This is a genomic window from Streptomyces canus 299MFChir4.1 (assembly GCF_000383615.1).
GTDB classification, from domain to species: Bacteria; Actinomycetota; Actinomycetes; order Streptomycetales; family Streptomycetaceae; genus Streptomyces; species Streptomyces canus_C.
In genome coordinates this window covers 1-20,811 of record NZ_KB911633.1, presented here as the reverse complement: position 1 = coordinate 20,811, position 20,811 = coordinate 1, and the positions used below count along the sequence as shown (strand labels likewise).

Genomic DNA, 20,811 nt, shown 5'->3' with positions numbered 1-20,811 from the left:
TTTGTGCCGGCTTCCTAAGGGGTGGAGGGAGAGGAGTCGTAGGTTCCTCCAAGTTGAGGTGCCTTGCCCGCTCCTCCACCGGCCCCCCTACTCGTTCGTGATCTCCTCGACCACGGTCGCCCCGAGCTCCCGCACGATCAGTTCGCGACCCGAGAGGGCCGACTCGTTGAGGTCGGGGTCGTCGTCCTCGGGGATGTCGTCCTCGATGGAGACGGGCGGGGGTTCCGGCGCGGACCGCTGTGGGGCGGGGGCCGGTGCGGAAGCGGGCGCCGAAGTGGGCCGGCCCGCCGGGGCGGGCGTCGACTGGGAGGACGGCGGGGTCTGGGGGGCCGGGGCGCCGTACCCACCCGAGTTCCCGGTGCCGTAGCCGCCGCCGGTACCCCCTCCCCCGTAGCCACCGCCACCGCTGCCGCCGCCGTTGAAGCCGCCGGAGGCCGGGGGTGCCGCGCCGCCGCCCGAGGGGTCGACGACGGCCTCGATCTTCCACTGCACGCTGAACTGCTCGGAGAGCGCCTGGCGCAGCACCTCCTCGCTGCCGCTGCTCGCGAAGTTGTCACGGGCGCCGGCGTTGACGAAGCCAAGCTGGAGGGTGGTGCCGTCGAAACCGGCCACGTGGGCGTTCTGGCTGAGCAGGATCCAGGTGAAACGGCGGCGGTTCTTGACCGCTTCCAGGATGTTGGGCCAGAGCTGCCGGGGGTCGAGGCCGCCGGCAGGTGGGGCGTAGGCGGCCGGACCGGGTGCGGAGGTCGCGGACGCCGCGGGAGCGGGAGCGGGAGCGGGCTGGGCCGGTGCCGAGGCGGCCGCGGGTCGGTGAACCGCGGGCGCCTGGGACTGGCCGCCACCGGCCGGGGTCGGGGTGGGCCACCCACCGGGACGCCGGCCGCCACCGGCAGGAGCGGCGGCGGGCCAGGCGCCGGGGGCCGGGGCGGATGCTGCGGGGGCCGGAGATGGGCCGGCCGGTGGACCGGAGGGAGCGCCAGGGGCCTGACCCGCGGGAGAGGAGGACGGGTCGTCGGGGGCGGGGGCGGCCGGAACGGCGGGGGGCGCCGAGTCGGCCGTAGCGCCGGGGAATCCACCCGGGCCACCTGTTCCACCGGGGAATCCACCTGGGCCATCTGCTCCACCGGGGATGCCGCCACCCTGCGTGCCACCTCCGGGCAGGCTCCCGCCCTGGATGCCACTGCCCAGGGTGCCGCTGCCGGGCCCTGAACCGCCAGGCGCGCCCGCCGCTCCTGCGGCCCGGACCGCCGCCCGCGCTGCGGCCGGACCACCGCCGGGCGGAACCGGAGCTGGTGGCGGAACGGCACCCGATGACGGGACGGCGGCCGATGGCGGGACTGCGGCCGTGAAGGGGCCGGGAGCGGCTCCCCCGTGGGCCTCCGGCCCCGGTACGTACCCCATCGCGGGGGCGCCGCCGCCGGCCGAGAAGTTCACGCCCCGCTCGATGCGGTCGAGGCGGGCCATGACCGAGCGCTCGTCCCCGTAGGCCGCGGGGAGCAGCACGCGTGCGCAGATGAGTTCCAGCTGGAGGCGGGGCGAGTTGGCGCCGCGCATCTCCGTCAGGCCTTCGTTGACGAGGTCGGCGGCGCGGCTGAGCTCGGCGGGGCCGAAGGTGCCTGCCTGGGCCTGCATGCGCTCGATGACGTCGGCGGGGGCGTCGATGAGCCCCTTCTCGGCGGCGTCGGGAACGGCGGCGAGGATGACCAGGTCCCGCAGCCGCTCCAGCAGGTCGGTGACGAAACGGCGCGGGTCGTTGCCGCCCTCGATGACACGGTCGACGACCTCGAAGGCGGCGGCGCCGTCACCGGTGGCGAAGGCCTCGACGACGGAGTCGAGCAGGGAGCCGTCGGTGTAACCGAGGAGGGAGGTGGCCATGGCATACGTCACACCCTCCTCCCGCGCTCCGGCGAGCAGCTGGTCCATGACGGACATGGAGTCACGCACGGACCCCTGACCGGCCCGCACGACCAGCGGAAGCACCCCGTCCTCGACGGGGATCTTCTCCTTGCCGCACACCTCGCCGAGGTACTCCCGCAGAGTGCCGGGCGGTACGAGCCGGAAGGGGTAGTGATGGGTCCGCGACCGGATCGTCCCGATGACCTTCTCGGGCTCGGTGGTGGCGAAGATGAACTTGAGGTGCTCCGGGGGCTCCTCGACGACCTTCAGCAGCGCGTTGAAACCCGCCGACGTGACCATGTGGGCCTCGTCGATGATGTAGATCTTGTAACGGCTGCTCGCCGGCCCGAAGAAGGCCTTCTCCCGCAGCTCACGGGCGTCGTCCACACCACCGTGGGAGGCGGCGTCGATCTCGATGACGTCGATGGACCCCGGGCCGTTCCTGGCCAGGTCCTGACAGGACTGGCACTCACCGCACGGGGTCGGCGTGGGCCCCTGCTCGCAGTTCAGGCACCTGGCGAGGATGCGCGCGCTGGTCGTCTTGCCGCATCCGCGCGGACCGCTGAACAGGTACGCGTGATTGACCCGGTTGTTCCGCAGCGCCTGCTGCAGCGGGTCGGTGACATGCTCCTGCCCGATGACCTCGGCGAAGGACTCCGGGCGGTAGCGGCGGTACAACGCGAGAGACGACACGCATACGAGGTTATAGGCGCCCACTGACAACCCGACCCCGCGCGGGCCCCCGGTCCGGGAACGCGAACGCCCCCCACGCACCCGCCAGAGCCAACCTACCCTTGCTGCCTTCCGGCCCTGGGGGAGTTCAGTCAGATAGCGCCGCGTGAGGGGCTGCCCAAACAGTACCCGATGGCAGGGGGTGGGAACGAGTTCGCGAGCACTCCTCAACGTCTTGTATTGTTTGCCGCGGAGGATTCGCCTAGAGGCCTAGGGCGCACGCTTGGAAAGCGTGTTGGGGGCAACCCCTCACGAGTTCGAATCTCGTATCCTCCGCCAGTGCCTCACCGGGCACGATGTCGAAGGGCCCCACCGTTCGCGGTGGGGCCCTTCGACGGTTGCGGTCTCATCTACAGTCTCAACGCGAGCCTGCGGAGCCCTCCGGGCCGCCTTCCTCGGCGGCCTTGGCCACATCCCAGATGAGACCGCCGACCCGCTGCGCCACGTCGGCCATGATCCCGCTCGTCACGTGCTGGTAGCGGGCCGCCATCGCGGTCGACGACCACCCCATGATCTGCATCACCACCCGTCCCGGAACTCCGAGGATGAGCAGGATCGTGGCGGCGGTATGCCGGGCGTCATGCAGCCGGCCGTCCCGCACCTTGGCATCGGTGAGGAGCTGCTTCCACACGTCGTAGTCCGTGCTGGGCACCAGCGGCTGACCCACGGGAGACGTGAAGACAAAACCGGGCTGTCCTAGGTCCAGCACCGTTGCGTTTGGGGTGGCGTCGCGTGTCAGTTAAGGCTGTGAACAGCGCAAACGGGACGCCTGGTAGGTCAACGGGTGTCAGACAAGTGATCCGCGGCCGTTCTCCCAGACGGATATCGATCGCCGCGCTGACCTGCTGCAAACCCGCGTCCTGGGATCAGTCCGACGCGCCGGCCGTGGAGCAGTCCGCCTGCTCTTCAGGGGAGCTTGTGGGCGAGGACGTCGAGGCGCTCGACGGAAGGTGGTTGGGCGAACAGTTCACCGGCTCGTTCCATCAGGGCGCTGCCCAGGCGGCCGGCGAGATGGGTCTGGCGTGCGTCGTCGTCGGGAAAGGCGTCGAAGATGGCGAAGGTGGACGGGCTCAGGCGCACAGCGAACCAGGCGACGGTACCGGGCTCCTCCTGGACGAGGGCAAGGCCCTTGCGGAGGAAGGCGGCGACCTCTTCCTCCTTGCCGGGCAGGGCCTCGACCTGTACGTGCAGCGCGACGTTGATGTCGGCCATGAGGGGCTCCTTTCCAATGCTCGGCCGCCCGGGAGCGACAGGGCACCGGAGTAAATGGTTGGCATCGAACGGGTCTCCTGTATGACCGCATCGATACCTCACCCTTCACCGTTTTGCCCCAGTTCGCGATCTTGGGTGCGTCTACTTGGGTGCGTCTGGTGGGGGTGCTCGGTGGCCGCACCGCGCTGTATGTAGCGCCAGTTCCCAACCTTCGGCAGGACCATAGTGGGCCCCGTGACCGAAGGCGCGCAGTGCACTACGGAGTAGACGGGCTGACCGGTCGGTGAGAAGGGTGACTCCTGGGATCTGTGGGACTGGCGTGGGTTAGGGAGCCGACAACAAAGGTTGCGGCTGGCTGAAACTGCTTGGGCGGGCTGTAAATCTGCCAACTGTCGCTGGCGTCCGGTCTCAACGGCAGTCTCATCCGTGGCGGTTCACGCTTGTTCAAGGCCGTGCCGACAGCAGGCAACACGCAGGATCTGAACGGGCCTGAACTACCAGGAACGGGAGATTTGGGCGAGCGGGCGGCCGGATCTTCTCCTGCCGTCGGCTCGTCTCGTCGGCCTGGGCCCGGCGGGGAGGCGCCGCGGGCTCTGTCTTCGTACGACATCCGCGGATCATGGAACTGCGCCATCCTTGGCGTTGGCGTTGGCGTTGACGTTGGCGTTGGCGCCGAAGCGGCTTCGGCCCGCCTGTGACGTATTTCCTGTTCTGTCGAGGTGCATCCTCATGAAGTCCCGATCAACACTTGCGACCTGGCTGAGTGAACTCGACCGTTCCCGCCTGGCACGCGTACTCGCCCTGCGGAAGGACGCGGCCTCCTCTCCGGAACCACGCTCGGTGGGGGAACTGGCGGACCGTCTCCAACGTCCGGGGTCCGTGGCACTCGTCCTGCCACGACTCACGCTGCCGTGCTTGCAGGCCGCCGAGGCGCTGGCAGCCCTGGGAGCACGAGCGACCCGCGACAGCCTCGCGGAGTTGCTCGGCTCGACCTCCCCTGCGGCGGTGCACGCGCTAGACGCGACCCTGGAGGCGCTGTCGGATCGGGCGCTCGTGTGGCACGACGGCGGCGGGGTCCTCCGCATGCCCACGCCCTTGCGCCAGGCGTGGAGCACGCCTCTGGGACTTGACGCCCCGCTGGAAGCGCTGCTGGCCGGCACCACCTCCGAGGAACTGCGCGGCATGCTGGCGGTCCTGGGTATCAAGCCACCCGGCACCAAGCAGCAGCGGCTCGCGGCTCTGGTGGAGCATCACAGTGACGCGGAACGGGTCGCCGCGCTGGTGGCGGGGGCACCGGCGGCCACACGGAAGGTGCTTGAGCAGAGCGCCAGGTTCACTCCGCGTCAGTCACCGTTCGCCGTGTTCGGGGGTCTTGGACTCGATCTCCCACCAGGCGCCAGTTGGGCACTCGACCGCGGGCTTCTGCTCCAGGACCGTCACCGGTACGGGCCCGTCCGGATGCCGGTCGAAGTGGCCCTGGCTCTGCGGGGACCCGGTTGGCACGCTCCGTTCGAACCTCTGCCGCCCGTCCCGCAGTTGGTGCCCATCACCTCGGCGGAGGTGGAGCGGGAGGCCGCGGTGGCCGCCACCGCGTTCGCGGCCCAGGCAGCCTCCGTGCTTTCGGCGTGCGCGGCCGCCCCACCGGCCCGGCTGAAGTCGGGCGGGATCGGCGCGCGTGAACTGGCCCGGCTCGGCAAGGTCGCCCACGCGGAGGACGCCGTCGTACGCATCGCCCTGGAGACCGCGTACGCCGCCGGACTGCTGGCCCGCGACGGCGATCGCGTACCTCCCACCGAGGCGTACGACACCTGGGCCGAGCAGGAGCCCGCGGAACAACTCGCCGTACTGCTCCGGGCATGGCGGGACCTGCCGCTCACCCCCACCCGGGCGCGCGACGAAGACAACAAGGCGCTTCCCGCGCTCGCCGGTGCGCCTGCCTGCGGCGGCTGTCTGCAAGCCCGCCACGGGCTGCTCACCGCGGCGGCGGGACTCCCGGCAGGACAGGGTGTGAAGGTCGCTGCGGAGCTGGGGCCGCTCGTGGCCTGGCACCGCCCGCTCGCCGACGACGCCTCGCCCGAGGACGCGGCACCGTTCAGCACCGTGATCCGCGAAAGCGAACTGCTGGGCGTGCTGGCACGGGGTGCGCTGTCCCCACTCGGTGCCCACCTGGCGGCCCACACCGACGAAGAGCTCGACATCACGGCCCGGCGGCTGCTGCCCCCCGCGACCACGACGGCCCGGATCGGCGCCGACCTCACCGCCGTCGTCACCGGCACGCCGTCCGCGCGGCTCTCGGCGCTGCTGGATTCGATGGCCGACCGGGAGACCAGTGGCACGGCGTCGGTATGGCGCTTCAGTGCCGGCAGTATCCGCCGGGCCCTGGACGCCGGCCGCACCCCGGACGACATCGCAGCCGACCTGGCCGCTATCTCCGCCACGGCCCTGCCACAGCCGCTGACCTATCTCATCGCCGACACCGCGCGAGGTCATGGACGGGTGCGCATCGCCCCCGCGGCCTGTGTCATCCACGGCGACGAACCCGCGCTCCTGGCCGAACTCGCCGCCCACCGGGCACTGTCCAAGCTCGCTCTACGGCAACTCGCCCCCACGGTCCTGGTCAGCGGCAGCCCACCGGCGACGACCCTCGCCACGCTCCGTGCCGCGGGCTACGCCCCGGTCGCCGAGACCGCCGGGGGAACGGTACGCATCGAGAAGCGCCTGCCGCAGAGGGCCGCCGCCGTCCCGCCCCCGCGAGGGAACGTCGGGCGGCGCGGCCCCCGGACCACCGCGACCCGCGCCTCGGACGTGCGCACCGACACCGGGATGGACGCCCTGGCCGACCTCCTGCTCAAGGCCCCGCCGAGTGCACCGGAACCCGACCCGTTCGGTAGCGGGGTGCCTTTCGCGACGGACACCGAGGAGATCGTCGCCGGATACGCGAAGCACCTGTCGTACAGCGACGTCCGACAGATCGCCCACGCCATCGACACCGGTGCGGCCATCACTGTCGAGTACATCGCCACCTCGGGCAACCGGACCGTACGGACCCTCAGTGACCTGGAACTCGACCCGCCCTACCTCGACGCGTGGTGCCACCTGCGCGAAGCGGAACGCGTCTTCACGCTCTCCCGCATCCATGGCGTGATGCCTGTGTAGGGCTCGGCGCGGATGTGGCCAAAGCCCTCGGGACAAGTACCAAGAGGGAGACGGTCAACACCGCTCTTCGCGAGGTGCTGGAGAGTCGGCGTCGCGCCCTGGCTCTCGCCCGGCTGCGGACCGCAGCCGGGGACGGCGCATTCGATCTGGAGCTGTTCGAGAGCAAGGGGAACTACCGCCGGTGAACGCGGCCCAGTTCCTGATCGACACCAGCGCGCTCGCTCGGTTCATGGGCGAGGACGCGGAGCAGTACGGCTGGGACCAGGCGGCAGCCGCTGGGCTCATCGCCACCTGCCCGATCACCGAGCTTGAGTTCTTCTACAGCGCCCGGTCGGCCGCCGACAGGGCGCGCGGCATCGAGGACGTGCGACTGATCTTCGGTTGGGTTTCCGTCGACGACCGCGCATACGACCGCGCCTGGCAGGTCCAGGAAGCCCTCACCAAACAGGGAAAGCACCGCGGTCCGGGTGCGGTTGATCTCGTCGTCGCCGCGACGGGCGAGTTGCAAGGGCTCACCCTCCTGCACCGCGACCACGACTTCGCCTGCATCGCGGCGGTGACCGGCCAGGCTCTTCGGTGGTACGGCCCGGAAAGCGGCAAATAGCCGGGCGGTGGTTGCAGTTCCGGTTGCATTCACCTCCGTACAGCACCGGTCAGAAGCCCCACCCACCACAGCTGCACCGCGGGTCAGAACGCTCCCGCACACCCCTGTGTCACCAGCAGTCCTGCCAGGATCCGCTGCCACCCGACGGCCCGGGACCCGCACAGCTCCGGAGCCCCCCGCCCCCGGCAGAACAGCTCAGTGCACCGACAACCCCCCATCCACAAAGATCGACTGCCCGGTGACATACCCCGACGCCCCGCTCGCCAGGAAGACCGCGGCCCCTGCGAAGTCGTCGGGGAGGCCGTTGCGGCCGGTCATGGTGCGGGCGGCCAGGGTGGCGACCTGGTCCGGGTTGTCGGCGAGGCGTGAGTTGAGGGGGGTCAGTACGAAGCCGGGGACGAGGGTGTTGCAGGTGACGCCGTGTGGGGACCAGGCCTCGGCCTGGGAGCGGGCCAGGGACTCCAGGCCGCCCTTGGAGACGCCGTAGGCGCCGCTCTGGACGAAGGCGCGGTGGGCCTGCTGGGACGTGATGTGGATGATCCGGCCGAAGCCGCGCTCGGCCATGCGGGGGCCGAAGCGCTGGCCCAGGAGGTAGGGGGCCGCCAGGTTGACGGCCATGGTGGTGTCCCACACGTCGTCGGTGAGCTCGGTCATCGGTGGACGCAGGTTGATGCCCGCGGAGTTGACCAGGACGTCCGGCTCGCCGAACAGGGCGGCGGCCGCCTCCGCCGCCGTACGGACGCCCTCCCTCGTGCTCAAGTCGGCGCTCACCCAGGCCGCCCGGCAGCCTTCGGACGTCAACTCATCGACCGCAGCGACCAGTTCGCGCTCCCTGCGGGCCACGATCACCACGCTCGCCCCCGCCCGTGCCAACGCCCCCGCGATCGCCCTGCCGATGCCCGAACTGCCCCCGGTCACCAGCGCCACTCGGTCGTCCAGCGAGAAGAGTTGGGAGAGATACGCCTGGGAAGTCATGGCCGCACCCTAAGTCGGTACCCGGGCCCCCATGACCCGCATTCTCGTCGGCACGTGCTCCTGGACCGATCCCGCGCTCGTCCGCAGCGGCTGGTACCCGCCGGGGCGGCGGGACGCCGAGGGGCGGTTGCGGTACTACGCCGAGCGGTTCCCGGTGGTGGAGGTGGACGGCACGTTCTACGCCCTGCCCAGCGAGCGCAACAGCCGTCTGTGGGTGGAGCGCACGCCCGCCGATTTCGTGTTCGACGTGAAGGCGTACGCCCCGCTCACCGGGCATCCGGTGAAGCAGCCCGCGCTCGCGGACGTGCCGTTGGACGAGGTGTTGGCGCGGTTCGCCGCCGGGGTCGAGCCGTTGCGGGAGGCCGGGCGGCTCGGTGGGGTGCTGTTCCAGTTCCCTCCGTGGCTGCGGCCGGGGGCGCGGGCGGAGCGGTTCCTGGAGGAGACCGCGGACCGGACCGCCGGATGGCCCGTCCAGGTGGAGTTCCGGCATCCGTCCTGGTGGGAGGAGGGGCAGCGGGACCTCACCTGCGCGCTGCTCGGCAAGTACGACTTCGCCGCCGTGGCCGTGGACATGCGCCAGGGCCTGCCCGCCTCCCTGCCGCCGGTCACCCCCGTCACCGCGCCCCGGCTGTCCGTCGTGCGCTTCCACGGGCGCAGCTCCTCCTGGGGCCGCGGCAGCAAGGAGGAGCGTTTCCGGTACGACTACCCGCGCGCCGAACTCGCCGAGTGGGTACCGCGGTTGCACGCACTGGCCGAGCGGGTCGACGAGCTCCACGTCCTGTTCAACAACTGCTGCGGAGCGGCCGCCGTGCACGCCGCCGGGACCATGGCGGACCTGCTCGGCCCGCTTGACCCACTCGACCCGCTCGACCCGCTCAGCCCACGATCCTCACCGTCTTCGTGACACTGATCTGGTCGACGTCCGAGACCCTGATGGTCGCCTTCATCCGCCAGTCGCCCGCGAGGGGCAGGGTGAGGTCGTTGGTGCCCCAGTAGCCACCCTTGTTCCTCAGCTGGGCGTCGATCGGGCCGATCCGCTTGGCCGGGAGAGTGAAGGACAGCCGGAGTTCGGGGACCGTGGCGAGGCCTCCGTCGGCCGCGTAGACGATGGCCTGGACCGAGTTCTGGCCGGTGCGGCCCGGGTCGAGGGTGATCTGCACCTTGCCCGTGGCGCCGCCCACCGCGAAGGGGACGTTGGTGACGGACGCGGCGGGCAGTCCGCCCGTGGCCGGGCCCGCCTCGGCCGCCTCGGCCTGCGCCCGGCCGGGCAGCGTGCCGCTCAGCACGGTGCTCAGCACCAGGACCACGACCCCGACGGCCACTTCGGCGAGCACGGAACGGCGCAGGCCGTGCCGGTAGGCCGGTGCGGCCGGACCGGGGGTGACGGGCGCCGGTTCCGGAGCCGACGGCGATCCGCCCACCCGCTCCGGCACCTTCTCCCCCACGACCGCCGTCGGAGCCTCCTCCAGTACGCCCCCCGTCGACACCTTCTCCCGTACGACCGCCGCCGGCACCGTCTCCCGTACGACCGACTCCGCCTCGGCCGCGACCGTCTCCGACTTGGCCACGACCGTCACCAGCCGTCCCGTCCACTGCCGTGACAGCCTCGCCGCCGCCAGCAGCAGCGTCACCGCGAGCAGCTTGAGGACGAGCAGATGACCGTACGTCGTGCCGGTGATCGCGCTCCAGGAGCCGAGGCCGCGCCAGGACTGGTAGACGCCGGTGCCGACGAGGACGGTCACCGAGGCGAAGGCCAGCCGGGAGAAGCGGGCGGGGACGGCGGCCGGGAGCTGCGCCGAGGCCCGGTACAGCGTGGTGAGCAGGGCCGCGAGGCCGCCCAGCCAGACCGACATCGCCAGCACGTGCAGCACCGCGGACGTCATCGCCACCGGCACCTGGATCCCGGCGGAGGCGTGCTCGGCGGCGGCCCAGGTCAGCGCGAGGCCCACGGCGAGCGCACCGCCCGCCGCCTGCCACACGCGGGGCAGCCTCTCCTCGCCCAGCCGCAGCAGTCGTACGACGAAGAAGTACCCGACCAGCAGCAGGGCCAGGCGGACCAGGAGGGCCTCGCCGGGGCGGGTGGTCAGGGTGCGTTCGAAGGCCTTCAGGGAGAACGCGGAAGCCGGGCCCGCCCCCGACTCGTACGGCGCCCGCAGCACCAGCAGGAACACGGTCGAGCCGAGCAGGGTGCCCCAGCCCGCCCACAGCAGGCGGCGCAGCCGGGCCGGCTCCGGGGGGCGGCAGGCGGTGACGAAGACGGCGGTGCCGATGAGCAGGGCCACGGCGAGGTAGGCCAGGTAGCGGCCCATGTTGAACAGGCTCTCGGTGGCCGGGTCCTCGGTCGGGCCGGTGTCCGCGACCACGATGGCCGGGGAGGGTTTGCCGACGGAGAAGGTGAAGGCGCCGGAGACCGGGTGGCTGTCGGCCGAGACCACCCGCCAGGCCACCGTGTAGGTGCCCTGGGCGAGCTTGGCGGGCAGCGAGACGCGGGCCGTCTCCGAGCCGCCCGGACCGTGTCCGGCGTCACCGACCTTCAGGCGCTTGCCGTCGGGGTCGAGCACCCGGAAGGAGTCGTCGAGCAGGCCGACGGACTCGGTGAAGGTCAGGGTGATGTCACGGGGGGCGGACTTGAGGACGGTGCCGTCCTTCGGGTCGGTGGCCCGGAGGGCCGCGTGGGCCGAGGCCGCTCCCGCACCGCCGAAGAGGAGCAGGACCAGCACGCTGCCCAGCAGCACCAGCCCTTGAAGTCCTCGCCTTCGCCGGCCTGCGCTGCTGCCTGCACGCTCACACCTCACGTCACTACTCCGTACCTGGGCTCGCGGTCTTCCCGACATGTACGGACGCGAACCCCCGAGCACTCACCACGTCGGCCGGGCGGACACCCCGCCGTCCACCACCAGGTCGTGTCCGGTGACCCAGGACGCGAGCGGGGAGGCGAGGAACACGCACGAGTCGGCCACGTCCTCGGGCCGCCCGAGCCTGCCCAGCGGCGCCTTCCGTACCCACCGCTCCACCCCCTCCGGCCAGTCCTCGGCCAGCCCCTCCCGGTCGATGAGCCCGGGCGAGACCGTGTTCACCCGGATGCCGTGCGCACCGTACTCCAGGGCCGCCGCCCGCGCGTGCGCCACGATCGCGGCTTTGGAGGCGGAGTAGTGGGCGTGCTCGGGCGCGGGGTGGCCCGCCTCGACGGACGCGATGTGGGTGACGGACCCGCCCGGCCGCATGAGCTCCGCGGCCGCCTGGGTGCACGCGAAGACGCTGCCGAGGTTGGTGTCCATGACGGCCCGCCACTGCGCGGCCGTCATCCCGGGCAGGGACTGGGTGGGCTGCACGCCGGCGTTGTTGACCAGGGCGGTCAGCCCGCCACCCCACGCGGCGGCCTCCCGGACCAGCCGCCGGCACGCGTCCTCGTCCCGCAGATCCGCTTCCAGTACGACGGCCCGGGCGCCCGAGTCCTCGATGCGGGACGCCACTTCACGCGCCGCCGTCACGGCCGTACGGCAATGGAGGGCGACCGCCGCGCCCTGCTCGGCGAACCGCAGCGCGATCCCCCGTCCGATGCCGCCGCCCGCGCCCGTGACCAGGGCGACCTGTCCGTCCAGGAGTCTCATGGACGGCACAGTCCCGCGATCCGGGCGGCCTCGGACGGGTAACGCGCCGTCAGTTCGGCCGCGCTGCCGTGCTCGTAGTCCTCATAGGTGAATCCGGGGGCCATCGTGCAGCCGAAGAAGGTCCAGGCACCGCGGGTCGTGGCCCCCATCCAGGTGCCCGCCGGCACGGTCAGCTGGAGGTGCTGGCCGGCGCGTATGTCCGGGCCCAGGACGGCGGTGGCCGTGGTCCCGTCCGGAGCGAGGAGCAGCATCTCCAGCGGGTCGCCGAGGTAGTGGTGCCAGATCTCGTCGCTGGGCAGGCGGTGCAGGGCGGAGTAGTCGTCCGAGGTCAGGAGGGCGACGATCGCCGTGCCGTGCGGCCTTCCGTCGGCACGCTCGGTTCCGGCCCAGGTCTGCCGGAACAGTCCGCCCTCGCGGGGGATCGGTTCCAGTCTGTAGTGGGCGACGAGGTCGTCAGGCGTCACCCGGGAAGGCTACCTCCCTTGTCAGGAACGCCAGTTGGGCGTGCTTCTCGGGCAGATGCACGTCGGGGAGGTCGATCTCCGGCAGCACGACCGCGTCTCCGGCCACGAAGCCCTGCTTCAGGAAGCGGGCGACGGCCTTCTCGTTGCGCACGTCGGGGTCGACCACGACCCGCCGCTTGTCCAGGCCCAGCAGTACGTACGAGGCCACGACGCCGAGCAGCGCCGACGACCAGCCGGTGCGGGCGCCGTGCGGGCCGGGGGGCGGGAGCAGCAGGTGGAGGCCGATGTCACCGGGTTCGACGGGGTAGCACTCGCTGACGCGGTCGGCCTCCGGCTCATAGGTCTGCAGGAGTCCGGCCGGTTCGCCGTCCTTCTCCAGCAGATAGGCGTGGTGGGTGTCCAGGGTGTCCAAGTGGGCGTAGATCGCGCCCACTTGCTCTTGGGTGAGGCCGTTCATGCCCCAGAACGCGGCGTGTTCCTCACGCACCCAGGCGTGGACGGTCGCGGCGTCGGCGTGCGGGTCGAGACGCAGGATGCGGACGGTGCCGTAGCCGTCCACGGTCCGGGTGTGGACCGCTTCACGGGTGGGGGTGTCGGACATCGGTCTCCTCAGTCTTCCTTCGTCAGGTACAGCAGGTCGGTGACGACCGGGACGAGATCTCCCCTGAGCCACAGGGGGAGTTGGTCGCGGTGATGGGGTGAGCCGGGCGTGCCGGAGGCGCCCAGCGGGACCACCCAGAGGCTGTCCTCGCGGCGGGCCAGGTCCCAGACGTAACGGGCGGCCGGGCCGCGCGCGGCGAGGTCGGTGAGTCCGGGCACGGCGGAGGTGCACAGGACGCAGTCGTGGTCGCCGGAGAGGGCGGGGGCGAGGGCGGGGGTGTCCCGCCCGCTCTCGGGAAGCGCCCGCCAGGGGGCGAGGCGATGGGTGTCGCCCCAGGCGCCCCGCGGCGGTTCGGCGGCCACCTCCTCCAGGGCGGCCCGCACGGCCTCGGCTCGGTCGATGCCGTACAACTCCTCGGCGCGCAGGAGGTGTTCGAGTGCGAAGGCGATCCGGGGGACGAGGCCGAGCCAGGGGAGGAGGACGTCCGGGTAGGCGGGCGGCTCGGCCAGGGCGGCGAACGCGGGGTGTGCGGCGAGCCGTCGTACGACCGCGCTGCGCACGGCGGCGTACAGGGCGGCCTCCGTGCTGCTCGCGGTCATACGGCGATCCCAGTGAAGGATCGTGTCCCTGATGGTCATGGCCTCGGGGCTCAGACGAGTGTCGTCCAAGGCCTCGATGTGATCCAACAGGGGCTGTGCCGAGGCGAGATGGGTGTCCATGTGGATCAACGGCATGTCGGCGGCCGACCACCGCTCCTTCTCGTTCAGCAGGGCGGCGATGCGGTTCGCCCGGTGGGGCGGGGCGAACTCCACACCGAGCGGGGTGGCGGGCCCACGCTGGTTGGCCATCACGGCGACGCCGTCGGTGAGACCGGCACGGGGAGTGTCGTGCCATCCCCGCCAGTCGTGGCCGGGCTCCCAGGCGGGGACGGGCCGGAGCCGGTTGGCCTGAGCGCGCACGGGGACCCGGCCGGCGACCCGGTGCAGCAGCCCGCCCTCGGCGTCGGCGGCCTGGACGACGTTCACGGGCTCGGCCCACAGATCGAAGGCACGGTCCACGTCGGCGGTGCGGCGGGCGCGGAGGAGCGGGAGCAGGGCGCTGAAGCCGAGGTCCTCGGTGACCCGGGGTGGGTAGCGGAGGGAGAGGGCGACGAGGGTGGCGGCCGTGTGCCCGGGAGTGGACGCCCGTGCGGGGGCGGGCCGGGAGGCATCCGTGGTCGGGGGCTCCTCCAGCACTCCTCCTCCCTCCAGCCCCTCCGGGCCTCCCGCGATCACCGGGCCCCGCTCCGTCTCGATCACCTCGATCTCGACCGGGGTCTCGCCCGCCACCTCGACGGTCTCGGTGTGGCGGGTGGCGCGGTGCCAGGTGCCGTCCGGGCCGAGGGCCTCCACGCCGGCCCCCGTGCGGCGCAGACGCTCGCGGTAGAGGTCCTGGTAGTCGGCCATGGCGTTGGTGATGGACCAGGCGACCGTGCCGGTGTGGCCGAAGTGGGCGATGCCGGGAACACCGGGGACGGCGAGACCGATGACGTCGAACTCGGGGCAGACCAGGTGGATCTGCTGGTAGACGCCGGGGTCCTCGATGAAGCGGTGCGGGTCGCCCGCGAGGACGGCGTGGCCGGTGGTGGTGCGGGCGCCGGCGACCAGCCAGCCGTTGCTGCCGGAGGTGCCCGGGCCGTCGGCGGCGAAGAGACCGACCGCGTCCGGGCCCAGGTGCCGTATCGCCTCGTCCCGCCAGAGCTTGGCGGGGAAGCCGGCGAAGAGGATGTGGGTGGCGAGCCAGACGCCGAGCGGGGTCCAGGGCTCCCAGCGCCCGGGAGCGAGCCCGACGCGGGCGAACTCGGGGGCCGAGGTGGACGGCAGTTCCTCGTTCACGCCGTCGACGTACGCCCGCACCCACGCGGCCGTCTCCGGGTCCCGCCTCTCCAGCGCCCCGAAGCAGCGTCTCGCCGTGTCGTCCAGGCGGGCCCGTCTCGCGAGGGTGTCCCAGGACACGGCCCCGGCACCGAGGAAGGCGGCCGAGGTTCCCTGGGCGCGGTGCCGTTCGACCTCCAGCTGCCAGGCGCGGTCGCGGGCGGTGACCCGGCCCTGGGCACGGGCGAGTTCCCGCGCGCTGCCCGCGCGGAGGTGGGGGATCCCCCAGGCGTCGCGGTGGATCTCGATACGCACCCTCGAACCCGTCTTCCCTTAAGTTAGGCTTACCTAAGTGATCTCGATGATCCTACGCGAAGGGTGACAAGACCATGGGGCAGGGGCACGGCTGGGAGGGAGCGGTCCTGCGACTGCTGCGCGCGAAGGACTTCGTGTTCACGGTGACCGGCGCCGAGAACGTCACCGACGCGTACCGGCGGGTGCGTCTCACCGACGGCGGGATGCTGGCGGTCACCGGCGTCCATCCCACGATGTGGGTGCGCCTGTGGTTCGCCGCCGCGGGCAAGCCGCACCAGCGCGCCTACACCCTGGTCGACCCGGACCCCGAGGCGGGCACCTTCACCCTGGAGTTCGCGCTGCACGACGGAATCGCCAGCGACTGGGCCCGCGCCGCGAAGCCCGGCGACACCGTCGAGGCCACCGTCCACGGCACCGGCTTCGACCGCCCCGACCCCGAGCCCACCCATGTGTTCGCCTTCGGCGACCCGGCCTCCCTGCCCGCCCTCAACTCCCTCCTCGACGCCCTGGACTCCGCCCCCGCGACCGTCTGGTTCGAGGGCGGCGACGAGGGCCTCCCCTTCCGCACCGACCCGTCCCGCCACGAGGTCCGCCGGGTGCTCCGCCTCGAATCCGGGGCGCACCTGGTCGCCCAGGCGAAGGTGGACCTGCCCGCCCTGCTGCGGAGCCACCCGGACGCGTACGTCTGGATCGCCTGCGACACGGCGACGACCAGGACCCTGTCGTCGTACGTCCGCAAGGAGCTGGGCGTGCCGAAGGAGCGGGTGCAGGCGCTCGGCTACTGGCGGGACCAGCCCGTCGGCTCCCGCGGCTCCCGGTAGAGGCCCGCTGCCGACGGGGGCATCATCGGGGACATGGACGTCACCCTGCACCTCGCCCAGGACCCCGAGGCCGACGAACTCCTCGGCCGCTCACCGCTCGCCGCGCTGGTCGGGATGCTGCTGGACCAGCAGGTCCCGATGGAGTGGGCGTTCAGGGGTCCCCGCACCATCGCGGACCGTCTCGGCGCGAGCGACCTCGACGCGCACGACATCGCCGCGCAGGACCCGGAGGCCTTCGTCGCCCTGCTCTCCGAGAAGCCGGCCGTGCACCGCTATCCGGGCTCGATGGCCAAGCGGATCCAGCAGCTGTGCCAGTACCTCGTCGAGCACTACGACGGTGAGGCCGAGCTGGTCTGGAAGGGCGTGGACGACGGCCGCGAGCTCCTGCGCCGCCTGGAGGAACTGCCGGGCTTCGGCAAGCAGAAGGCGCAGATCTTCCTGGCGCTGCTGGGCAAGCAGCTCGGCGTCCGGCCGGAGGGCTGGCAGGAGGCCGCGGGCGCCTACGGCGAGCCGAAGTCCTTCCGGTCCGTCGCCGACATCACCGGCCCCGAGTCGCTGACCAAGGTCCGCGCGCACAAGCAGGAGATGAAGGCGGCGGCGAAGGCCGCCAAGGCGGCCGGAAAGTCCTAGTCAGCCGGGTGGTCCGCCCCCACACCGCCCTCGGCCATCGCCACGCCTGCTGCAGCCGGGTGAATTGCCGGGCCGAAATGATGACGCGTGCGTGCCGGTGGGGGAGACGACGTGTGTGAGTTCCGTACGACGTGCCCCGTGCAGCCGTGACTGGCTGCGGGTGCTCGTGCTGCTGCTCGCGTTGCTGGTTTCCGGCGCACATGCGCAGGCGCACCCGATGCCAACCGTCCCGGCCGGGGAGCTCGTCGAGTACGACGTCCTCGACACGGCCCTGCGGCCGCCGGCCCGGGCCGTACACCGGATGGCCGTACCTCTGCGCCCTGCTCCGCGACCGGAGACGATTCCCGGCGTGCCGGCGGACCGTCGGCCCCTCCCGGCGTCCCCGCGACCGCCGCACGCACTGCCCGCCCTTCGCTCCGTGGTCCTGCGCTGCTGACAGAGCCCGCTCCCCCAGGCCTGCTCAGCACTCACGACTCACGCGAGGAACACCGTCATGCCCGTCGACCCGTACGCGGTCCTGCGCGCCCTGCTGCGCGCGGAGGCCGCACGCAGTGCGCCGAAACCGCGGAGCACGAACAAGCAGCCCCCGCCGAGAGAGGAGAAGCGCGGCTGATCCTCCGGAGGAGGCGGCGCTACCGCCTCCTCCGGGCCGTACCGAAGACCGAGCGGGTGATCTCCCGCCCGATCTGCGTGCCCAGCGACCGCGCGAGCGACTTGAACATGCCGCTGCCGACGACCTGTTCGACAACGGAGGGCTCCTCCTCATGCGACCGTGGCGGGGTCTTCATCTCGTCCGGGCCCTTCGCGCCACGGGAGTCACCGCGGGAGTCGAGCTTCTCGTACGCCGACTCCCTGTCCACAGCCTGTGCGTAACGCCCGTACAGCGAGGAGGACCGGACCGCCGAGTCCAGCGCACCGGCGTCGACGGGCCCCATCAGCGACTCGGGAGCACGCAGGCGGGTCGCGGCGACGGGCGTGGGAGCCCCCTTCTCGCTCAGCACGGTCACCACGGCCTCCCCCGTCCCCAGGCCGGTGAGCAGTTCCTCCAGGTCGTACGCGGAGTCGGGGAAGGTCTTCACGGTCGCCTTCAGCGCCTTCTGGTCGTCCGGCGTGAAGGCCCGCAGCGCGTGCTGGACCCGGTTGCCGAGCTGGGCGAGCACGTCGGCGGGTACGTCCTTCGCGGTCTGCGTGACGAAGAAGACGCCGACCCCTTTCGAGCGAATCAGCCGGACGGTCTGCGTGAGGGAGTCGAGGAACGCCTTCGAGGCCCCGTTGAAGAGCAGATGCGCCTCGTCGAAGAAGAAGACGAGCTTCGGCCGGTCGACGTCCCCGACCTCCGGCAGATCGTGGAAGAGATCGGCGAGCAGCCACATCAGGAAGGTCGAGAACAGCCGCGGCCGGTCCTGTACGGCGGCCAGTTCCAGGACGGACACCAGTCCGCGCCCGTCGTCCGCGGTCCGCAGCAGTTCGGCGGTGTCGAACTCCGGCTCGCCGAAGAAGTCGGCCATGCCCTCCGCCTCGAAAGCGGTGAGGGAGCGCAGGATGACTCCCGCCGTGGCCGTGCTCAGCCCGCCGATGTTCTTCAGTTCGCCTTTGCCCTCGTCGGAGGTGAGAAAGGCGACGACGGCCCGCAGGTCCTTGAGGTCGACCAGTTCCAGGCCCTTCTGGTCGGCGTAGTGGAAGATCAGGCCGAGGGACTGCTCCTGGGTCCGGTTGAGCTGGAGCACCTTGGACAGGAGGAGCGGCCCGAAGCTGGTGACGGTGGCCCGGACGGGGATGCCGTGCCCGATGCCGCCGAGGGCGTAGAACTCCGCGGGAAAGCCCGTGGCCTCCCACTGCTGATGCACCTCCGCGGCCCTGGCCTGCAGCTTCTCGTTCCGCGCACCCGGCGCGGAGATTCCCGACACATCGCCCTTGATGTCGGCGAGAAAGACGGGGACCCCCTGCGCCGACAACTGCTCGGCGATGAGCTGGAGCGTCTTGGTCTTGCCGGTGCCGGTGGCGCCGGCGACGAGCCCGTGCCGGTTGAGCATCGGCAGGGGGATCCTGACCTGCGCGTCCGGGAGGCAGACGCCGTCCCACAGCAGCGCGCCGAGATCGAGCGCGGGCCCACCGAAGGCGTAGCCGGCGGCGATCTCCAGGGCCTCCTGGGGCAGCGCGGCGGAGCCGGACTGTGCCTCCGGCATGGACCGGTCGGCGGTTGCCGCGGCGGCCCCTGTCACGCCCTTCGGCGGGGTCTTTCGCTCGTTCATACCAAACCCCTGCTCCCGTTTAGCCCCTTTTCGCGGCTTTTTTCAAGCGTCGCACTCGGTCGCCATGGCTGCGCCCGGAAGGTCTTGACCGGTAGGCTTTCCGTGTGATCTTCAAGCGCATCGGAAACGGCCGGCCGTACCCCGACCACGGCCGGGAAAGCACCCGGCAGTGGGCGGACGTCGCACCGCGCCCGGTCCGCCTCGATCAGCTGGTGACGACCAAGGGCCAACTCGACCTGGAGACCCTGCTCGCCGAGGACTCGACGTTCTACGGCGACCTGTTCGCGCACGTCGTGAAATGGCAGGGCGACCTGTACCTGGAGGACGGCCTCCACCGCGCGGTGCGGGCGGCGCTCCAGCAGCGACAGGTGCTGCACGCGCGCGTGCTCGAGCTGGACTGAGTGACCGCGCTGTAAAGGTTTGACCCTTTCGGGTTCTCCTGCGCGGCGGCCAATGATCATCTAGTAGGCATTGCCGCCCGGGCGCACTACGCTGCGCCCATGAGCATGCTGACGCCCCCCGGCATGGGCGGTAAGTACCGGATCACGGGCGACAAGTACCCCCGGATGCGTCGGCCCCGGCGGCGCGGCAGGCTCGCGGTCGGCGTGGTGGCCTCCGTCGCCGCGCTGAGCCTCGTCGGCTGGGGCACGCTCCAGCTCATCGACGTGTTCACGGGCGGTGGTGACCAGGCCTCCGCGGCCGGCTCCAAGACGAACTGCCCGACGAAGGCCGGCGCGTCCCCCTCCGTCTCCGCGGCACCTCTCCCCAAGCCGGGCCAGATCACCGTCAACGTCCTCAACGCCACGGCGCGCGGCGGACTCGCCAAGAAGACGGCGGACGAGCTGAAGAAGCGCGGCTTCAAGATCGGCGACGTGGGCAACGCGACGGCGACCTACGACAAGAAGGTCAAGGGCACGGCGATACTGCTGGGCCCCTCGTCCGCCCTCAAGACCTCCCTCCCGGTCCTGAGCACGCAGCTCACCTCCGCGGAGACCCGCACGGACACCCGCAAGGGCACCGAGCTCGACCTGATCATCGGCACCGCCTTCAAGAGCCTGACCCCCAAGACAGCAGCCGACAAGGCCCTGACCACGCTGAACGCACCCGCGCCTACGACCACAGGCTCGAAGAAGCGCTGCGGGTAGCTGCGCTGGGCTTGGGCGGGGCGCTTATGGGGGTGCCGGGTCCGGTTGTGGTGCGGCTGCGGGTGCGTTGTGCCTGGTCGCGCAGTTCCCCGCGGACAGCTGCGCTGGGCTTGAGCCGGGCGCCAATGGGGTGCCGGGTTCGGTTGTGGTGCGGCTGCGGGTGCGTTGTGCCTGGTCGCGCAGTTCCCCGCGCCCCTGGGTGGGTGCAGTCACGTCGGCCAGGACGGGACCGTACGCCACCTCCCGCGCGCCACGACGGGCCGTTGGTCACCCCCTGCGCCGCGACGGGTCGTTGGTCACCTCCTCCGCCGCGACCGCGCGCCCCGACGGGGCCGGTAGCCGCGTACGGCGGGCAGGGGACGGGGTGGGGGGTGTCCGCCCGCAGCGGCCGGCGTCCGTTACAGAGCCCTACTCAAGGGACCGAGCCGCCGGACCGAGGACGGATACCCCCCACCACACCCCACGCGCTACACAAGCCCCCACCGGACCCGCAGCTGCGCCGCAGGCACCAGGGGCGCGGGGAACTGCGCAAAACGCCCGCCCC

The 20,811-nt window shown here is 71.8% G+C and carries 18 protein-coding genes, 1 tRNA gene, 1 other RNA gene and 1 pseudogene; 10 read left to right on the top strand and 11 right to left on the bottom strand.

Going from position 1 to position 20,811, the window contains the following annotated elements; translation table 11 throughout:
- Positions 1 to 87: 87 nt before the first annotated feature.
- Both H293_RS0144655 and ffs read right to left on the bottom strand, forming a co-directional pair.
- The gene (locus H293_RS0144655; RefSeq protein WP_028808753.1) at positions 88 to 2,589 is read right to left on the bottom strand and encodes a DNA polymerase III subunit gamma and tau; all 2,502 of its coding nucleotides are present in this window, start codon (positions 2,587 to 2,589) and stop codon (positions 88 to 90) included.
- 59 nt (positions 2,590 to 2,648) lie between these two features.
- Positions 2,649 to 2,747, bottom strand: an RNA gene (gene ffs / locus H293_RS54380) — signal recognition particle sRNA small type.
- A 72-nt stretch (positions 2,748 to 2,819) separates the two neighbouring features.
- Between ffs and H293_RS0144650 the strand changes: the two genes are divergently transcribed.
- A tRNA-Ser gene (locus tag H293_RS0144650) sits at positions 2,820 to 2,907 on the top strand.
- Positions 2,908 to 2,986: 79 nt separating this feature from the next.
- Here H293_RS0144650 and H293_RS0144645 read toward each other — a convergent pair.
- Together H293_RS0144645 and H293_RS0144640 are read right to left on the bottom strand one after the other, a co-directional pair.
- A pseudogene (locus tag H293_RS0144645) lies at positions 2,987 to 3,322 on the bottom strand (tyrosine-type recombinase/integrase); the annotation flags it as partial.
- Positions 3,323 to 3,534: 212 nt separating this feature from the next.
- Positions 3,535 to 3,840 carry a putative quinol monooxygenase gene (locus H293_RS0144640; protein ID WP_020124262.1) on the bottom strand — a complete coding sequence of 102 codons (306 nt, stop codon included), beginning with the start codon at positions 3,838 to 3,840 and terminating at the stop codon, positions 3,535 to 3,537.
- 729 nt (positions 3,841 to 4,569) lie between these two features.
- Here H293_RS0144640 and H293_RS0144635 point away from each other — a divergent pair.
- The 3 genes from H293_RS0144635 to H293_RS0144625 are packed head-to-tail and all read left to right on the top strand — an operon-like array spanning position 4,570 to position 7,600.
- Positions 4,570 to 6,996 carry a helicase-associated domain-containing protein gene (locus H293_RS0144635; protein WP_020124261.1) on the top strand — a complete coding sequence of 809 codons (2,427 nt, stop codon included), beginning with the start codon at positions 4,570 to 4,572 and terminating at the stop codon, positions 6,994 to 6,996.
- A gap of 14 nt (positions 6,997 to 7,010) precedes the next feature.
- Positions 7,011 to 7,181 (top strand): hypothetical protein, encoded by a 171-nt coding sequence (locus H293_RS51615; RefSeq protein ID WP_033416540.1) that lies wholly within the window; start codon positions 7,011 to 7,013, stop codon positions 7,179 to 7,181.
- The gene (locus H293_RS0144625; protein ID WP_020124259.1) at positions 7,178 to 7,600 is read left to right on the top strand and encodes a PIN domain nuclease; all 423 of its coding nucleotides are present in this window, start codon (positions 7,178 to 7,180) and stop codon (positions 7,598 to 7,600) included. The genes H293_RS51615 and H293_RS0144625 overlap by 4 nt, the downstream gene beginning before the upstream one ends.
- A 195-nt stretch (positions 7,601 to 7,795) precedes the next feature.
- Here the strand turns inward: H293_RS0144625 and H293_RS0144620 are convergent, their stop codons facing one another.
- Positions 7,796 to 8,575 (bottom strand): SDR family NAD(P)-dependent oxidoreductase, encoded by a 780-nt coding sequence (locus H293_RS0144620; protein WP_020124258.1) that lies wholly within the window; start codon positions 8,573 to 8,575, stop codon positions 7,796 to 7,798.
- A gap of 31 nt (positions 8,576 to 8,606) precedes the next feature.
- Between H293_RS0144620 and H293_RS0144615 the strand changes: the two genes are divergently transcribed.
- Positions 8,607 to 9,479 (top strand): DUF72 domain-containing protein, encoded by an 873-nt coding sequence (locus H293_RS0144615; RefSeq protein ID WP_020124257.1) that lies wholly within the window; start codon positions 8,607 to 8,609, stop codon positions 9,477 to 9,479.
- Here the strand turns inward: H293_RS0144615 and H293_RS0144610 are convergent.
- From H293_RS0144610 to H293_RS0144590, 5 genes are all read right to left on the bottom strand, one after another.
- Positions 9,451 to 11,310: a copper resistance CopC/CopD family protein gene (locus tag H293_RS0144610; protein WP_020124256.1), complete on the bottom strand. Its 1,860-nt coding sequence runs from the start codon at positions 11,308 to 11,310 to the stop codon at positions 9,451 to 9,453. The two genes, H293_RS0144615 and H293_RS0144610, sit on opposite strands and share 29 nt — an antisense overlap.
- A 123-nt stretch (positions 11,311 to 11,433) precedes the next feature.
- The gene (locus H293_RS0144605; RefSeq protein ID WP_020124255.1) at positions 11,434 to 12,186 is read right to left on the bottom strand and encodes an SDR family NAD(P)-dependent oxidoreductase; all 753 of its coding nucleotides are present in this window, start codon (positions 12,184 to 12,186) and stop codon (positions 11,434 to 11,436) included.
- Complete coding sequence (locus H293_RS0144600) at positions 12,183 to 12,650, bottom strand: cupin domain-containing protein (RefSeq protein ID WP_020124254.1); 468 nt, start codon at positions 12,648 to 12,650, stop codon at positions 12,183 to 12,185. Before H293_RS0144600 ends, H293_RS0144605 begins: the two co-directional genes overlap by 4 nt.
- On the bottom strand, positions 12,640 to 13,251 hold the full coding sequence (locus H293_RS0144595; RefSeq protein WP_020124253.1) for a GNAT family N-acetyltransferase: 612 nt from the start codon (positions 13,249 to 13,251) through the stop codon (positions 12,640 to 12,642). Before H293_RS0144595 ends, H293_RS0144600 begins: the two co-directional genes overlap by 11 nt.
- Positions 13,252 to 13,259: 8 nt before the next feature.
- Positions 13,260 to 15,419 (bottom strand): penicillin acylase family protein, encoded by a 2,160-nt coding sequence (locus H293_RS0144590; RefSeq protein WP_020124252.1) that lies wholly within the window; start codon positions 15,417 to 15,419, stop codon positions 13,260 to 13,262.
- 74 nt (positions 15,420 to 15,493) lie between these two features.
- Between H293_RS0144590 and H293_RS0144585 the strand changes: the two genes are divergently transcribed.
- The 3 genes from H293_RS0144585 to H293_RS0144575 all read left to right on the top strand — a co-directional run bounded on the left by H293_RS0144585 (position 15,494) and on the right by H293_RS0144575 (position 17,306).
- Positions 15,494 to 16,240 (top strand): siderophore-interacting protein, encoded by a 747-nt coding sequence (locus H293_RS0144585; protein WP_020124251.1) that lies wholly within the window; start codon positions 15,494 to 15,496, stop codon positions 16,238 to 16,240.
- Positions 16,241 to 16,273: 33 nt separating this feature from the next.
- Positions 16,274 to 16,870, top strand: a complete 597-nt coding sequence (locus tag H293_RS0144580; protein WP_020124250.1) for an HhH-GPD-type base excision DNA repair protein — start codon at positions 16,274 to 16,276, stop codon at positions 16,868 to 16,870.
- A 115-nt stretch (positions 16,871 to 16,985) separates the two neighbouring features.
- Positions 16,986 to 17,306, top strand: a complete 321-nt coding sequence (locus tag H293_RS0144575; RefSeq protein ID WP_028808752.1) for a hypothetical protein — start codon at positions 16,986 to 16,988, stop codon at positions 17,304 to 17,306.
- Between the two features lie 196 nt (positions 17,307 to 17,502).
- Here H293_RS0144575 and H293_RS0144565 read toward each other — a convergent pair whose 3' ends face one another.
- Positions 17,503 to 19,056: a helicase HerA-like domain-containing protein gene (locus H293_RS0144565; protein ID WP_028808751.1), complete on the bottom strand. Its 1,554-nt coding sequence runs from the start codon at positions 19,054 to 19,056 to the stop codon at positions 17,503 to 17,505.
- Between the two features lie 170 nt (positions 19,057 to 19,226).
- On the opposite strand from H293_RS0144565, the gene H293_RS0144560 reads away from it, so the two are divergent.
- Positions 19,227 to 19,523, top strand: a complete 297-nt coding sequence (locus tag H293_RS0144560; RefSeq protein WP_003999914.1) for a type II toxin-antitoxin system VapB family antitoxin — start codon at positions 19,227 to 19,229, stop codon at positions 19,521 to 19,523.
- Positions 19,524 to 19,622: 99 nt separating this feature from the next.
- On the top strand, positions 19,623 to 20,267 hold the full coding sequence (locus H293_RS0144555; RefSeq protein WP_259294693.1) for a LytR C-terminal domain-containing protein: 645 nt from the start codon (positions 19,623 to 19,625) through the stop codon (positions 20,265 to 20,267).
- The last annotated feature ends 544 nt before the right edge of the window (positions 20,268 to 20,811 follow it).